Genomic DNA, 15,966 nt, shown 5'->3' on the forward strand with positions numbered 1-15,966 from the left:
ATTCACCTCTTACTTTTTAATAAAATAAGACAAGATTCTTAAAATTAAAAGTACTATAGATACAAACTGAGACATTTTATATTCAAACTCCAAATCATTCTGTTCCTTTAAATCTTCCTCTCCCTTTTTCAAAAGAATTTCAATCTTTTTTTCAAGATCCTTAGGAAGTTCGCCTCTATTTTCCTCCTTAAATTTTTGTATTCTAGTCTTTTGATACTCCTTATATCTCTTCAATGAATCGAAAGGAAGCCACATTCCAAAACACTGATCACAATAATAAATAATCACATCCTTAGGTATAATAGGATCCTTTAATAGTCTCAGTAGATTTTTATCATTAGGACAATAAGAGGGCTGACAAGAGGAATTTACACCCTTTTCAATTGAGAATTTTTCAACCTCGTCAGGATTGAGAGAATAAAGTTCATATTTATCAAACCATATCCCACCGCAGTTTTCACACTGATCTACTTCTATATATCTCCCATAGTGGGCAAGAACTTTTTTAGGAATTAACAAATTGCCACAACAAGGACAAACCTTCATCTTCGTCAAAGGGGAGGGAGAGTTGTTCTCTCCCTCCCCATTTTCTTACCTTCCTTCCACAACTATTTCCTTTACTCTAACATTATTCTGAGCTTCAGACAAGACCCTTATAGTGATAACATTCTCTTTATTTGGATCAAAGAAATCTCCTATATTCCATTTTGCAATAACGTAATCTTTATCTTCAAAACTGATAGGCAGTGTAATATTTTTACCATTTACAAGAATTACAAGACTAGGATATATTTCAGACTTTTTCTTTTCATCTCTTTCAAAGAATAGGTTTATTTTTAGGATTACATCTTTGAAATTAAAAGGAGAAGGAACCTTAACTTCAAAAACTCCAGAAGATCTTATTACAAGAGCATATTCTTTACCTTCTTTATCCATAAAAACATTTTCAGCCCTTACTACTATTAAATTCCCATCATAACCACCTTTTGTAAAGTTAAGGTAATAAGTCTTTGTCACTACTATAGGCACAAGAGTAAACATATAACTTGCTTTATCCCTTGGTTTCACCACAATTTCAGTAGTAAGATCGTTATAGCCTTCCAAAGAGAGAGTCAATGTATACCTTCCTTCCCTTAAATACAAAGTAATTGGCGTTGTACCTTGATATTTACCATCAATATAAACCCTTGCACCTCTTGGTTGAGAATCTATATTAATCTCAGAAGATATAGGCTTGAGAGTAACATTTAGTTGTTTTACATCACCAGATTCAAGGTAAACTGTTTCATAATAATCTTCATAACCCGAAAGAGTAACCCTTACATTGTAAGACCCTGCGGAAAGATCACTTACGGACAATGGAGTTTTTCCTTTATATACTCCATTTATGTAAACATCTGCACCTGAAGGTGTTGAGAAAACATTTAAAGTAGCTAAAAGAGGTACCAACGTGAAATTGTAAGTTGAAATTTGTCCTGAATAAACATCAACAAAACCCACATAATCTTTATAACCCTTTAGTCTTAATTGAATTTGATATCTTCCTGGATTAATATTATTAATTACAAGAGGAGTCTTTCCTCTATAGACTCCATTCAAATAAACTTCAGCACCTTGTGGAATTGAGTTTATACTTAAAGAACCATAAAGAGGTATTAAAGAGTAAGAAAGGTATGTAGTTTTATTGGGCTCTACCCTTATTGTTTCTACCCTCTCTTGATAACCTGGATATACAATCCTTAATTGATAAGTTTTTGCAGGAATGTTATACAAAATCAAAGGAGTCAATCCCTTATAACTTCCATCAAGATATACAGAAGCTCCTCTTGGATCTGTCTCTATCCTCAAATTTCCGTAGGCAGGTTGTAGAGTAAAATTATACTCTCTATCTCTTCCTTCTTGCACTACTATATTGGTAGAATAATCTAAGTATCCTTCCTTCTTTAAGGTAATCCTATAATTTCCAGGAAGAAGCATTAAAGTAATTGGAGTGGTACCCTGATAATCATTATCTAAATAAACACTTGCACCAGGGGGATTGGAAGAAATTTTAATACTCGATCTGACTTGAGCCTCCTGTACATAGAAAAAGGTCACACTCTGTGCCCATGTTTTACCTTCTTCTCTCTTCAAAGTTTTTTGTATATTATCAAGAGCTACTTCTACTTTTTTCTCTATGACACTTCCAGGAGCCAAGTTTTCAAATCTTTTGCCAGGAAATATCTCAATTGGCTTCTTAGTTATTATTCCCACTATGTACTCTTTGCCAAAAGGCGGAGTTACCTTAAATTTGTAGGTGGGCTTATCAGGAAAAGTATAAACTTTATCCTTTTTAATAAAGTTATCTTTAGAATAAGAATTAGGGAATATCAATTTAAATTGACCATCAGGAGTAATATCAAATATATATAAGTAAACATCATCATTTGCTCTTGCATAAATTATCAAGTCTTCTCCAACCTTATACACACTTCCTTGGGGTTTATTTAACCAAAGATCCAATTTTAAAATAGGCTCAGGATTAGGAACTATAATAATTTTCTCCCAATCTTTCTCAGGTTGAATCTGTATCTTCTCCTGAGCAAAATTAACACTCAACATCATTAAAATAAAAATGAGAAGAATTAAAGAAAAAAGTCTCTTCATATTCCCTATCCCTCCCTTAATGTATTTCTGCTAACAGATTATACCAGTAAAAATAAGAGGAAAAAGTGATCTAAGTCACAAAAATTAAAAAACTAAAAATTATTTATCCCTGCCTGTTTTTTCTTCTTTTTTTCCTCATACATTAGCTTATCTGCTATCTCTAAAAGCTCTTCTATACTATAATTAGAGTCAGGAGTATGGAAAACTGTGCCAATACTCAAAGACAACTTAAAATTCCTATCCTTTCTCTCATTTGAAGCTTCTACCTTAGCTCTTAATCTATTTAAAACTTCATTTTTATCCTCTTCTTTTTCGACAACTCCAAGAACTACAAATTCGTCACCTCCGATCCTTGCAATCAAATCATTTTCTCTAAAAGTCTTTTTCAATATATCTGCAGTTTCTTTTAGAGCCAGATCTCCCACATTATGTCCTAAATTATCATTTATCCATTTCATATTATCAAGGTCAATAAAAATAAGAATTAAATTCTTTCTCAATCTCTTAGCAAGACTCATGGTATGTTCAGCAAGGGTAATAAAGCCCCTTCTATTATAAAGTCCAGTAAGAGAATCAGTGTTAGAGATTTTCTTAAGTTCTTCCTCCAATTGCTTTCTATAGGTAATATCTAATATGGTTCCAAGAATAGCAGGCTTTCCCTTGTACAATGTGTTTACTGCACAAAGCTCAAAATATACTTCCTTACCATCTATCTTTCTTATGCCCTTAAACTCATCAATGATATAGTCTAATTTTCTCTCCTTAAGAACACGAATCCTATGCAAGAATTTTCCTTTATCCTCTTCTGAGATAATCTTTAAGAAATCCATAATACTATCTAATTGAAAAGGATAACCAAGAATCTCTACAAGCTGAGGATTTACATACACCATCTTATCCTCTTGAGAAATGAAAACTCCTATAAGGGATTGCTCAGCCAGCAGTCTATAGCGATCTTCTAATTCTTTGTAATTTTCCCACAAAATATTCTCAAAAATTATCCCAGATAGATAGCTTGAAAAACCCTCAAGATAGGAGATAAGTTTATCATCAAGAGGATCTCTTTCCTTAAACTCTAAGAGAAGTACTCCAAATAAAGAATTACTCTTTTTTAAAGGAATAGCAATGGCGGAAAGAGTTTTAAGAGTAACACTTCTTACATTGGTTTTTCGCATGTCTGGGTAATACAAAATCTTCTCTTTGTTTATAACGTGATAAAAAGGATACCTATCGTCTTCTTTCCTTAACTCCACCTCTATAGGTTCAGAACAATGTCTAATATTCAGATTACCATTGTCAATAAGAGCGACACAGCCAAATTTTGCCTTAAAAGTCTTCAAAATAGACTTGAATATCTCCTTTTCTAACTCCTTAGTATCCTTCTTATTGAAACTCTTTATTAGACTAAAAATATTTTGGAAAATAATATCTTCTGTCTTATTAAGAATTTCCGTTACTGTTCCTATAACCCTGCCTTCTGAACTTACAGGTGTAATTTTTATCTCCTCAAAATCCTCATCAAGAACAATCTTCTCACCTTTTAAAGCTTTTGAGTAGTAAATAGCCTTCTCATTTAATTGGGGTAGAATCTCAAATAACAACCTATTGGTAACCTTTTGATTTCTAAGATTAAAGAAACTCTCAAAGCTTTTATTATAAAAAATCAACCTAAGTTTATCGTCCGTAAAAAATACAGGATAATCTAATTCGTTAGAAATCCAAGATAAAAATAAATCCTTCGACTTTACCCACTGAAAGAAATCCATTCCTTCCTTTCCCCCTGATATCTATACTAAAACATTAAGTTTAATTTACCATAAATATAAAACAAATTTCAAGCACTTTTTAATCTATTTTTAATATGTTTCCATGATAAAATTTACTTATAATGAATTGAAGCTTCTAAAAAGAAAGGAGGATTCTGATGAAAAAAATTCTATATGTAGTTCTTGATGGTTTAGGTGGAACTCCTGACCCTAAACTCAATGGAAAAACAGAATTAGAAGTAGCCAACACTCCTAATATGGATCGTTTAGCTAAAAAGGCAAAACTTGGTCTTATGTATCCTATAGGTCCCAATATTGCTCCAGAATCTGACGCAGCAGTACTAAGTATTCTTGGCTACGATGTAGATAAATACTACACTGGTAGAGGCCCCTTAGAAGCTCATGGAGCAGATATTGAAGTAAGGGATGGAGATCTTGCATGGAGAGCAAACTTTGCAACTGTAGATGAGGAAACCTTAAAAATCCTTGATCGTAGAGCAGGAAGAAACTTATCTACTGAAGAAGCAAAGGCCTTAGCAGAAGAAGTTAATCAAAAAGTAAAACTTGATGATGCAGAATTTATATTCAAGGCCACTGTAGGACACAGAGGAGTCCTGGTCATTAGAAGCAAAAAAGGTAAACTTTCTGCCAATGTGGAAAATATAGATCCTGGATATAAGAGACATGGACCTTATAGTATAGCCATACCAAATCCACCCTCAGAGGTACAAAAATGCGTACCTCTTGATGATTCTGAAGAAGCAAAAGAGGCTGCAAGACTTACTAATGAATTTGTAATGAAAGCCTTTGAAGTGCTTAAAAATTCTGAAATTAATAAGAAAAGAAAGGCAGAAGGTAAAAAACCTGCAAATATTATCCTATTAAGAGATGCTGGTGATTCTCTACCCAAAGTTCCAACTTTACAAGAACTATATGGTCTTAACTTTGGAAGCATTGTAGAAATGCCTGTAGAAAGAGGTATAGCTCTTCTTACTGGAATGAAGGAAGTACCTATTGAAGACTCAACCGATTATAAACTTTGGGCAGAAAAAGTCCTATATGCTTTAGAACATTATGATGGAGTATATGCCCACTTAAAAGGGCCTGATGTGCCTGGACATGATGGCAATTATGAGAAAAAAATTAAAAGTATAGAAGATATTGACTCAATCTTCTTTGAAACTCTCCTTCCAAAACTTGACTTTTCAAAAGTAGTAATGGCTGTTACTGCAGATCATGCTACTCCTTGTATGCTTAAATCTCACTCTGAGGATCCTGTTCCATTAATGATAATAACCGATGGAATCACTCCTGATGGTCTGGATTACTTTGGGGAGAGTGCATGCAGTAAAGGTAGTATAGGAAAAATCAAAGGAACAGAGCTTATGCCTCTCCTTGTAAAGATAGCAAAAGGCTAAATAAAAGTAAATAGAATAAAAAAGAGGGTTGGTTTTTGTACTCTATACCAACCCTCTTATTCTTCCTTGACAAAAGAGAGTTTAAAGTGTTATCATAAACAAAAATTCGACTAAAAGAGTAGGAATTTAAAAAATAAATTGAGGTGATATATATGAAAGAAAAGATTATTTATTTTGACCATGCAGCAACAACTCCTATAAAAAAAGAAGTTCTTGAAGAGATGATTCCATATTTAACGGAACAATATGGTAATCCTTCAACAATTTATAAACTGGGAAGAGAGGCAAAAAAAGCTATAGAACTCGCAAGAGAAAGAGTGGCAAAAGCTTTAAATGCGGACATTGAAGAGATTTACTTTACCTCTGGAGGCACAGAATCAGACAATTGGGCGCTAAAGGGAACTGCTCTTGCCAATAGAGATAAAGGCAGGCACATCATAACAACTACTATTGAGCACCATGCAGTTTTAAATCCTCTTAAGTATCTTGAGAAGATAGGATTTGAAGTAACTTATGTACCTGTAGAACCAAATGGCATTGTTGACCCTAACAAGATAAAGGAAGCTATAAGAGAAGATACTATTTTAATTTCTGTTATGCTTGCAAATAACGAAATCGGGACAATTCAACCTATAAAGGAGATAGCTAAAATAGCAAAAGAAAGAGAAATAATTATCCATACAGATGCTGTTCAAGCAGTCGGACAAATTCCTATTAATGTAAAAGATTTAGGTATCGATCTTCTATCCCTTTCTGCGCACAAGTTCTACGGCCCCAAGGGCGTAGGTGCACTTTATATTAGAAAGGGTACAAGAATTCATCCCTTCTTACAAGGAGGAGCTCAAGAGAGAAACAAGAGAGCTGGAACAGAGAATGTAGCAGGAATTGTTGGCCTTGGCAAAGCCATAGAAATTGCAAATAAAAATCTTAATGAGTATGCTTCAAAACTTCAAAAATTGAGAGACAAACTTATAGATGGAGTCTTAAGTAAAATTGATTATGTTCGACTCAATGGAGATAGATATCAAAGATTACCTAACAATGCTAATTTTTCATTTGAATTTGTTGAGGGAGAAAGTTTACTTTTACTACTTGATACAAAAGGGATTGCAGCCTCAAGCGGATCCGCATGTACATCAGGATCGTTAGAGCCTTCTCACGTTCTATTAGCCATTGGGCTTGAGCCTGAGGTGGCTCATGGATCCTTAAGAATCACCTTAGGGGAGGATAATACTGAAGAAGATATAGACTATCTATTAGAAGTTTTACCTGAAATTGTCTCAAAATTGAGGGAAATGAGTCCACTTTATGAAAGCGTAAAAAAGGAGGGTAATAAAGATGTATAGTGAAAAAGTATTAGAGCATTTTATGAATCCACGAAATGTTGGTGAGATTGAAAATGCAGATGGGGTAGCCCAGGTTGGTAACCCTAAGTGTGGAGATGTAATGAAGATGTATCTTAAAATAGAAAATGGAGTAATAGTTGATGTAAAATTTAAAACATTAGGGTGTGGCGCAGCCATTGCTACAAGTTCGATAGCAACAGAAATGATAAAGGGTAAAACCATAGAAGAGGCTTTAAAAATTACAAATAAAGCTGTTACAGAGGCTTTAGATGGCCTTCCCCCTAATAAGCTACATTGTTCAGTATTAGCTGAAGAAGCAATTAAAGCAGCTATTGAAGATTACCTTAACAAACAAAAAAATAAATAAGGATGTCTTGCTAATAGTTTGCTTTTCTCATAAAGGTTCCCTTCATTTTTGAGATTTTTCTGCCAGGCTAAAGATGGTTATACCTAAAATTAAACTCAAAAAAGTAGTAAAAATACTATAATCAAAAGTCCTCCCGAAGAAATTTCACTTGAAAAGAGAGATTTTAAGCCCATTGATCTTCTTCCACCCTCTATAAGGTAGAGAAAAGATAAAAGCAAGAAATTTTAAAAAATCAGGAAAAAGATAAGGATAAAAAGATACACCTGAAATAAGTTGAAGGGCAGAAACTGTCCCCTCAATCAAGTAGTTAGCTCCTTCTCCCATAAATAGAAAAAAATGCCAAGAAGAGTCCAAAACCAATTCCAGCAAGAAGAAATAAAAAGATATACAGAAGAAAATAATACTAAAAATCTCTGAAAATCCTACTTCGAAGGATCTAGCCATTATCTTAAACAAAAAAATTCCCTAGAGCAACATATATAGGAATTAACATCTCATAAAAATTCCTATCATCAAAGATTCTCCAAACTATTCCAGAACTTGTGCCCCTCAAAATATAAAAGAGAAGATTCCCAGCAAGTATAAAATAAAAATAACCTATAGCCTCGTTATCCTTTACGAAATAAACTACTAAAAACAAAATTCCCAATATAAAAAGAGGCCTAACAAAACTATAAAGCAAAAACCAGTACCACTCAGTCTAATTAGTCCATATCTTCCATCCCAAAACCCCAAGAGCTCAAAACCTTCTTACTACTGCCATCTTATAATTAATCTTCCCTATTTCCTTGCTATAGTCTCTAACCTCTTAACAAGATAGAAGGAAGCAATTATATAAACTACAGATAATAAAATAAGTATACTTACCTCTAACTATAAGGTTAAAAAAGCAAAAAGCTTATTCTCTAAAATCAAAGTTTGTCTCAAAGCATCAAGCCCCAAAGTAGTGAGAAGTAAAGAAGACAAAAAGGGCTACAATAAATGGAAAAACCCTTACGGGAAAAAACCAGAGAAAAGATAGATAGGTTCTTGAAGAAGACTTGCAAGATGCCAAGCCTCTCTCTGAAAGTAGAAAAACACTTGAGAGCATCATGCCAAGACCATAAAGGGCTACCAATGTTATTAAGAAGACAAAGAGAGATCCAAATATTATTGAAATTTATTGGTATTTTAAAACTAATACACCAATAATAATAGAGACAGCCCTCACTGATGTAGCCACCATACCTCCAAGAGCCATACCTACAAGAATACTGCTTATAGAACAAGGTGCGATGAAAAATATGGGGAAGATTTCCTGTCATCCTCTCCCAACAAAGTTGAGAGGCCATAGCCCACAAAATATTAAGCCAATAGGCAATCATTGCTCCACCAAGAATAACAAAACCATACGCAAACTCAGGTACATTAAGGGATTTATAAATAAATATGAAAGTACTCACTCCAAGGAGAGGAAGAATAACACCAAAAGGAATCCAAAAAAGATCCCTCTTAATACCTATTATTCTGACTTGAGCTCTTGCAAGCATTGCCCTCCAATTTAAGATTAAATTAATCCTCATCCTCTATTCCCCTCCCCTACGATCTTTGTAAAAGCATCTTCTAAAGAGGGCTCTTTCCTTCTCAAAAATAGAATCTTTTTTCCCCTTTCAGTGATATAATTGAGAACTTTACTTATTAAATTTTCCTCTATTAAAGAGAACTTCAAATAAACTTTTCCATCTAAAACCCTTTTTTCTAAGAGTTTAACACCATCTATATTATGAAAATCTAATTCAGAAGTATAGGAAACTTCAATCTCATAAACTATTTCATCCTGAACCTTAGACTTTAATACCATGGGAGTATCCAGGGCAAGAATTCTCCCTTTATCAATAATTGCAATATATTTGCAAAGTTCTTCTGCCTATGAAAGATAATGAGTAGTAAGTATTACGGTTCGATTACCATCCTTTATCCATTCTTTCATATAATTTCTTATAAGTCTTGCAGATCCTACATCTAGACCTACTATGGGCTCCTCGAGGAAAAGTACTTTGGGATCATTTATTAATCCTCCTATTAGTTGTAATCTTTGCTTCTCACCTGTAGAAAGAGTATTAAGAAGACTTTCGGCCCTGCCAGAAAGACTAAACTCCTTTATATAAAACTCAATCTTTTTTCTTGCCTCTTTAAGACTAATGCCATAAAGCTGAGAGAAAAAGAAGAGATTTTCACGAGCAGTAAAGTATTCCATAGCCTGGATTTTCCCCTAAAACAAGTTTATTTTAGGTCTTATCTTATTAAATTCCTTCTCTACATCAAGCCAAGAACAAAAGCTTTACCTCTAGTAGACAGTAAAAGGATGGTTAGAATTCTTATTAGGGTAGTTTTACCTGCTCCATTTTTCCCCAAATACCAAATATTTGCCCTTTTGTGATTTGTAAATTAACATCTTTCAAGGCTTCCACAAGTTTTTTCCTTTTTTGTCGAAAATTTTCTTAGATATTATACCCCATAAATTTGTAATTTAGAGCTTAAAAAGTTATAATAGTAATAAATTAAAGTGAAAGGGGTGATTTAACATGGCCTCAAAAGAACTTTTGGATCTATTAAATGATGCTATTGCGAGAGAGATGCAGGTTTCCATTCAATATATGTGGCAACATGTTCAATGGAAAGGAACTGAACACTTTGCAGTAAAAGATGAGCTTAAGCAAATTGCAATTCAGGAAATGAAACATGCAGAAATCATTGCTGAAAGACTATTCTATCTTGGTGGTATTCCTACCACAAAACCATCCCCTATATTCGTAGGAGAAAACCTAAAAGAGATGTTAGAACAAGATGTAAAAGACGAACAAAATGCAATTGAGCTTTATAAGAAGATTATACAAAAAGCAAGAGAAGAAGGAGATATTACTACCGCAAAGATCTTTGAAGACATATTAAAGGATGAGGAAGAACATCACGATACCTTTACAAGTTTGTTAGAAAAGTAAATCTCAATTAGAGGGAAAGCCCTATCTTAGGCTTTCCCTCTTTTAAAATCTTATCTTTTACCCTTTCATGGGCGAGAATTTCTTCATAATCCTTTAAAGGAGCTAAGCTAATTTCTTTTTTATACTTTCTTTCAAGGGCCTTATTAATAATGTAGTCTGCAAGATGAGGATTTTTAGAAAGAAGAGGTCCATGTAAATAGGTACCAATAACATTTTTATAAATTAAACCCTCTTTATTATCCTTACCATTATTTCCAAATCCTCTTATAACCTTTCCCAGAGGGGTATAGTCATGGTAAGTTCTTCCTCCATGATTTTCAAATCCCACAATAGTTTTCAATCCAATAGGTAAGTTAGTCTCTACCAAGATATTACCTATCAATCTTCCCTTTTCTGCCTTTGTATAAAAGTCTAATATAGACAGTCCCTCAATCTTATTACCATAAGCATCAATATAGTATTTACCTAAAAGCTGATATCCTCCACAAACAGCAAGCACAAAAACTCCAGCCTCAACTAGCTCTTTTAAAAGATTCTTGAACTTAGAAAGATGAGAATAAAGCAGTTCTTGTTCCCTATCAGATCCACCCCCAAGGAATATTATATCTGCATCCTCTAAACTTCTCTCCTCTTCTCTTGTAAAGTTTACAACTTCTACCCTTATACCTCTCCATCTTGATCTTCTCTCAAGAACAATGATATTTCCCCTATCCCCATATAAATTCAGAAGGTCAGGATACATATGATATATCTTAAGCTCCATTTTTAACCTTCCTCATTAAAATTTTTCTACTTCTAAAAAGGGCAGTATAAGTAGGAAGAATATAGGTTTTATAAGGAAAAGAAATAGAATAATCAATGGCTTTCTTTAAATCTCTTTCAAGATGGACTTTTTCTAATGGTACTTCTGCATATTTCAATCTTACAAGAAGATCCTCTCCTCTTGTTCCAGAAACTACAATCTTTTGTATTTCACCCAAATCTTTTATCTTCTCAAAATCCACATCCCAAATCCATGACACATCCCTTCCATCAGCTATATTATCATTTAATATGAGAAGAAGAACCTTATTTTCTTTATCATCTTTAATAGTGTCCAAAACCTGATTATATCCAGCAGGATTCTTAACAAGCACTAATATTCTTTCAAATCCTTTATAAATGAATTTCTCAAGCCTACCTAATCTAAATTCAAATTCTGAAATAAATTTAGAAATCTCTAAAGGATCAAAATTAAGAACTCTCAGAAGAGAATAGGCAGAAAGGACATTATAAAGATTGTATACTCCAGGATATTTAAAGGTAAGATTATATTTTTCACCTTTCTCAAAGATCTCTGTATTCCATTCCTTGTTAAAGATTGCGGAGGAAATATAAAAATCATAATCAGGATTTTTAAAACCACATTTACAACTATATTTTCCTAACTGGGAATAATTAAAAAAATCATAGTTTAACTTTCTACCACAAATAGGGCAATATATACTCTCTTTTATTTCTTCTACTCCTTCTCTTATTTTTGTGCCAATTCCAAAGAAGAATTTTTTATTAGGGAGTTTTGAAAATCTTGCCACAAAAGGATCATCAGCATTTAAAACAAGTATAGTATTTTCTTTTAAGCAATTTAGTATCTTATTTACAGTAATATCAATCTCTCCATAACGATCAAGCTGATCTCTAAAAAAATTGGTAATTACCACATAATGAGGAGACAAATCTTCATAAACATAGGGAAAAATTCCTTCGTCCACCTCAAAAGTTGCAAAATCAAAAATTCCAGAATTCTTAACATAGGAAGTTGCAATTCCGCTTTTTAAATTTGCTCCTTCCAAATTTCCTATTACCCTATATCCTTTTCTTTTGATCACATAATTTATTAGATTGTTAGTGGTAGTTTTACCGTTTGTGCCTGTAACTAAAATTCTCGTTTTTATTTTTGAAGAAATTTCCTTCAAAAAGTCAGGGTATATATTTAAGGCAACTTTACCAGGGAAGGTTGTAGCATCAAGATTTAGAATTTTCATCAAATAATATACTAATTTCCCTGCGTATAAAGCAGTATAAAACCTAAACCTTCTTAAGTTCATTTCTCAAACTTCTAAGTATCGCCTGATAATCCTTTTCTCCAGTTTCAACTTTATCCATTAGCTCTTCAAGTTCTCTAGTAAAATCCTCTCTCACAAAACGAAATCTTTCTTGATCAGAATTAAGATATTGATAAACCTTTTCTCCTAAAGGAGTAGGTATAAGATATCCATTCTTCTCTATAACATATCCTCTCTCAAGGAGTCTACTCACAATAGTAGCATAAGTAGATGGTCTTCCAAGACCACGTTTCTTCATCTCTTCCACAAGAGAACCTTGAGTAAACAAAGGTACTTTAGGAATACTGTAAAAGAATTTATTATTAATCACATCTATTTCCCCATCAGGAAGCCTTGTAAGTTTTACAGGAAAGATCTTATCGAAACCATCTTGAAGAATCTCTTCGTATAATTCCAATCTTTGTTCCTTATCAAGAGCTTTAACAACCACTTCATAACCTTTCAAAACTACATTTCTCATTTGAGAGGCAATAAATCTCTTAAAGATAAGGTCATAAATCTTCAAATGATCAGGAGTAAAACCTTCCAACTCTCCTGAATATATCATAGCCTTTATGTCTTCCACATCTAAGACCCTTGTAGGTCTAATACACTCGTGAGCTCCACCTTCACCCCATGTTCTTCCTCTGAAATACTCCTCTCCAAATTGTTCACTTATATACTCCCTTGCTAAATTTATTCCTGTATCTGAGACCCTTGTAGAATCAGTACGATGATAGGTAATAAATCCTCTCTCAAAAAGTTCCTGTAAAACTTCCATTGTCCTTGAGACCGAAAGTTTAAATCTATCAGAAGCATCCTTCAATATAGCATCGGTAGTGTAAGGAGGAAGAGGACCTTTCTCTTCAATCTTCTCAGCATCCTTAATTATTTGAATATATTTAAGATTGTTATAAAAATCTTGCGCCTCGTCCTTATTCTCAAAATCAAATCTCAAATCGAGACCATCTTTTCTTATTACTACAATATATATCCTTTTCTTATTCTCTTTTGCTCTTTCAATAACCCATCCTAAAACAGGGGTTTGAACTCTTCCAGCAGAAAGATAATTTTTAGAGAATATTCTTTGAATAAGCTGTGATAATTCAAAACCTACCCACCTATCAGATATCCTTCTTACTACCTGAGCTTTAACAAGATTTTCGTCCACATCTCTTGATTCCTTCAAAGAGTTAAGTATTGCCTTTTTTGTAACCTCATGAAACTCCATTCTCCTTATCTCTTTAGTAAATGGAGCACATAAATTTTTAAGATCCCAAGAGATCTTCTCTCCTTCAGTATCAGGATCAGTTGCCACAAGTATCATATCAAATTCCTTACTAGCATCCCTTATACCCGATATGATCCTTTCTTTCTCTTCTATAGGTTCATACACGGGTACAAATTTTCCATTTTCAATAACACCAAAATAACCTATCTCTTTATTCAAATCCAAGATATGTCCAAAGGATGCAGTTATAACTAAATATTTATCCTCTGTAATTACCTCAAAAAGTTCTTGACCATTTACATTCCTTGAAATAGGTCTTCCAAAGAAATTTGCAATAGTCCAAGCCTTATGAGGAGACTCTACAATAACAAGAACAGGTTTAAGGAAATCATCTCTTCTTCCTTCTTTTCTCCTTATTCTCTCCCTATCCTCATCAATCTGTCTAAAGATATCATCAATATCTACAGTACTTGCCTCTTTGAAAACAATATCAGTACTAAACCACCATCTACTTTTTCTTACCAAGTTATTAAAGACCTTTCTATCATCCACAAGAATATAGCTCAAACCCTTTGAGATTCCACCCACGTAAAGTCTTGATGTCCTACCCGACGCCTGTAGATATCCTGTGATATCAGAGACTACAAGAATCCACTTTCCATTCTCCTCTCTAATAGCAATATCATCGGCACTTTTAATCTTCTCATAGATCTCTGGCGAGAGAATGAAAGCTTTTATAGTGTTTCTTAATTCGTCTACTTTGTCCTTGGGAGGATTCAACACGGCAGAGTATTTTTTTAGATTTTTCATCCACCTATCAACGTTAGCTATATGTTTTTCCAAATTCTTATCCCTTGCAATAAGAGGCCTTATAGAGGCAAGAGCTACAAGAAGATGCCTTACATTTCCCTCAATATCAAGATTTACAACAATCTTAGGAACACCATAAAAAATGGCATATCTAATAACCTCTGGTAAATCTAATCCCCGTGCAAGAGGATTTCTATAAGAAGATATACCTATAAGAACGGAGATTTCACCCTTTTGATATTTTTCAAGGACCTCAGGGGTTAAATTATCATAACTTTCCGCAGTGATTCCCTCACTTATAAGTAAATTTTTAATATCATCTACATACTCTTTTCCAAAATCCGATGATAGAAAAACAAGCCCTCCCTTTCCAAACCTTTTAACTCTCTCCACAAGAGTTTTGTTAAGATCATTGGTTTCCTCATAAACATCTTCCACATTTCTCAAATAAAATATAGGTCTGCCTACATCAAAAGAAAGAAGTTCTTTAAATAATCTTATCCTTTCTGATTTAGGATTACTGGTGGCAGAAGAGACCACCATAACTCCTCTTGCCTTTTTAGCTATTTCCCTTACCTTCTCCTGTACTTCTTTAATATTTTCTTGATCTCCACCATTCCTCCTCATTCGTATATAGCTCATAGTAAAGTTTATATCTTCCTCGCTAAAACCTAAAAGATAAAGCGCCTTGTCAATATTCTTAGCAGTCTTCAAAAATGAATCCACATCATCTACAAAAATAAAAGCAAAATCTCTCGGAATAGCATCCACATTCTTATAAAGGAACATGGAGGAGGTGATCAATATCTTAAAATCCCCCTCTTGTAATCTTTCCCTCTTCTCTTCTTTTTCCTTCTTATTCTCATCAAGACCAAATACCAGAAGATCCTTCTCTCTTATCTTACCTTTTAATTTTTCATAACTTTGAAGAATAAGAAGTCTTGTAGGAAGTATAATATAAGACTTCTTACCTTTTTCAGCAAAATATAAAGATGTGGCAAGTCCCCACGATGTTTTACCTATACCAGTAGGAGCCAAAAGAGCAAAGGATCTTCCAAGGAGAAGCTTTTTAGCCCAAAATTTTTGAAGTTCCCAAGGTTCAAATCCAACAAAATTTCGAAAGATTTTTTCCCACTCACTATATCTTTTCCTTAGAGTGCATAAATCATAATCTTGTTCTTTAATATGATTACATAAGGCTTCTTGCGGAACCTTCTCAGGAAGACATTTCTCACAGAGAAGTCCCGCAAGAAGCCTTTCTGCAGTTATATCTCCACCACAGTTAGGACAAAGGCCCTTAAATATCGCTTCTATCAA

At 33.6% G+C, this 15,966-nt stretch carries 16 protein-coding genes; 4 read left to right on the forward strand and 12 right to left on the reverse strand.

The window, feature by feature from the left end; translation table 11 throughout:
- Positions 1 to 9: 9 nt before the first annotated feature.
- The 3 genes from DICTH_RS08265 to DICTH_RS08275 form a co-directional block, all read right to left on the reverse strand.
- Positions 10 to 546 (reverse strand): TFIIB-type zinc ribbon-containing protein, encoded by a 537-nt coding sequence (locus DICTH_RS08265; RefSeq protein WP_012547116.1) that lies wholly within the window; start codon positions 544 to 546, stop codon positions 10 to 12.
- A gap of 45 nt (positions 547 to 591) precedes the next feature.
- Positions 592 to 2,646: a PEGA domain-containing protein gene (locus DICTH_RS08270; protein ID WP_012547266.1), complete on the reverse strand. Its 2,055-nt coding sequence runs from the start codon at positions 2,644 to 2,646 to the stop codon at positions 592 to 594.
- A gap of 92 nt (positions 2,647 to 2,738) precedes the next feature.
- The gene (locus DICTH_RS08275; protein WP_012548424.1) at positions 2,739 to 4,412 is read right to left on the reverse strand and encodes a diguanylate cyclase; all 1,674 of its coding nucleotides are present in this window, start codon (positions 4,410 to 4,412) and stop codon (positions 2,739 to 2,741) included.
- A gap of 158 nt (positions 4,413 to 4,570) precedes the next feature.
- On the opposite strand from DICTH_RS08275, the gene DICTH_RS08280 reads away from it, so the two are divergent.
- The 3 genes from DICTH_RS08280 (at position 4,571) to nifU (ending at position 7,543) form a co-directional block, all read left to right on the forward strand.
- The gene (locus DICTH_RS08280; protein WP_012547576.1) at positions 4,571 to 5,830 is read left to right on the forward strand and encodes an alkaline phosphatase family protein; all 1,260 of its coding nucleotides are present in this window, start codon (positions 4,571 to 4,573) and stop codon (positions 5,828 to 5,830) included.
- Between the two features lie 152 nt (positions 5,831 to 5,982).
- A complete protein-coding gene (gene nifS, locus DICTH_RS08285; RefSeq protein WP_012548295.1) occupies positions 5,983 to 7,176 on the forward strand; it encodes a cysteine desulfurase NifS in 1,194 nt (397 codons plus the stop codon).
- Positions 7,169 to 7,543 carry a Fe-S cluster assembly scaffold protein NifU gene (gene nifU, locus DICTH_RS08290; RefSeq protein WP_012548297.1) on the forward strand — a complete coding sequence of 125 codons (375 nt, stop codon included), beginning with the start codon at positions 7,169 to 7,171 and terminating at the stop codon, positions 7,541 to 7,543. The genes nifS and nifU overlap by 8 nt, the downstream gene beginning before the upstream one ends.
- A 144-nt stretch (positions 7,544 to 7,687) precedes the next feature.
- On the opposite strand, the gene DICTH_RS10140 is transcribed toward nifU, so the two are convergent.
- The 6 genes from DICTH_RS10140 to DICTH_RS10420 all read right to left on the reverse strand — a co-directional run bounded on the left by DICTH_RS10140 (position 7,688) and on the right by DICTH_RS10420 (position 9,937).
- A complete protein-coding gene (locus DICTH_RS10140; RefSeq protein WP_041723324.1) occupies positions 7,688 to 7,999 on the reverse strand; it encodes a hypothetical protein in 312 nt (103 codons plus the stop codon).
- On the reverse strand, positions 7,992 to 8,225 hold the full coding sequence (locus tag DICTH_RS10145) for a hypothetical protein (protein ID WP_012548033.1): 234 nt from the start codon (positions 8,223 to 8,225) through the stop codon (positions 7,992 to 7,994). Before DICTH_RS10145 ends, DICTH_RS10140 begins: the two co-directional genes overlap by 8 nt.
- Positions 8,226 to 8,466: 241 nt before the next feature.
- On the reverse strand, positions 8,467 to 9,105 hold the full coding sequence (locus DICTH_RS08305; RefSeq protein WP_012546951.1) for a hypothetical protein: 639 nt from the start codon (positions 9,103 to 9,105) through the stop codon (positions 8,467 to 8,469).
- Positions 9,102 to 9,383 carry a hypothetical protein gene (locus DICTH_RS10150; protein WP_012547260.1) on the reverse strand — a complete coding sequence of 94 codons (282 nt, stop codon included), beginning with the start codon at positions 9,381 to 9,383 and terminating at the stop codon, positions 9,102 to 9,104. The genes DICTH_RS08305 and DICTH_RS10150 overlap by 4 nt, the downstream gene beginning before the upstream one ends.
- A 66-nt stretch (positions 9,384 to 9,449) precedes the next feature.
- Complete coding sequence (locus tag DICTH_RS10155) at positions 9,450 to 9,779, reverse strand: ATP-binding cassette domain-containing protein (protein WP_012548351.1); 330 nt, start codon at positions 9,777 to 9,779, stop codon at positions 9,450 to 9,452.
- Between the two features lie 59 nt (positions 9,780 to 9,838).
- Positions 9,839 to 9,937 (reverse strand): ATP-binding cassette domain-containing protein, encoded by a 99-nt coding sequence (locus tag DICTH_RS10420; RefSeq protein WP_201763761.1) that lies wholly within the window; start codon positions 9,935 to 9,937, stop codon positions 9,839 to 9,841.
- A gap of 170 nt (positions 9,938 to 10,107) precedes the next feature.
- Here DICTH_RS10420 and DICTH_RS08315 point away from each other — a divergent pair, with 170 nt between their 5' ends.
- Positions 10,108 to 10,524, forward strand: a complete 417-nt coding sequence (locus tag DICTH_RS08315) for a ferritin-like domain-containing protein (RefSeq protein ID WP_012547491.1) — start codon at positions 10,108 to 10,110, stop codon at positions 10,522 to 10,524.
- Positions 10,525 to 10,531: 7 nt separating this feature from the next.
- Here the strand turns inward: DICTH_RS08315 and DICTH_RS08320 are convergent, their stop codons facing one another.
- From DICTH_RS08320 to rgy, 3 genes are read right to left on the reverse strand one after another with little or no spacing between them, the layout of a single operon-like run.
- On the reverse strand, positions 10,532 to 11,287 hold the full coding sequence (locus tag DICTH_RS08320) for a type 1 glutamine amidotransferase (protein WP_012548571.1): 756 nt from the start codon (positions 11,285 to 11,287) through the stop codon (positions 10,532 to 10,534).
- A complete protein-coding gene (locus DICTH_RS08325) occupies positions 11,277 to 12,611 on the reverse strand; it encodes a Mur ligase family protein (protein ID WP_012548567.1) in 1,335 nt (444 codons plus the stop codon). Before DICTH_RS08325 ends, DICTH_RS08320 begins: the two co-directional genes overlap by 11 nt.
- A complete protein-coding gene (gene rgy / locus DICTH_RS08330; RefSeq protein ID WP_012547331.1) occupies positions 12,592 to 15,966 on the reverse strand; it encodes a reverse gyrase in 3,375 nt (1,124 codons plus the stop codon). The genes DICTH_RS08325 and rgy overlap by 20 nt, the downstream gene beginning before the upstream one ends.

The organism is Dictyoglomus thermophilum H-6-12 (genome assembly GCF_000020965.1).
GTDB lineage: Bacteria > Dictyoglomota > Dictyoglomia > Dictyoglomales > Dictyoglomaceae > Dictyoglomus > Dictyoglomus thermophilum.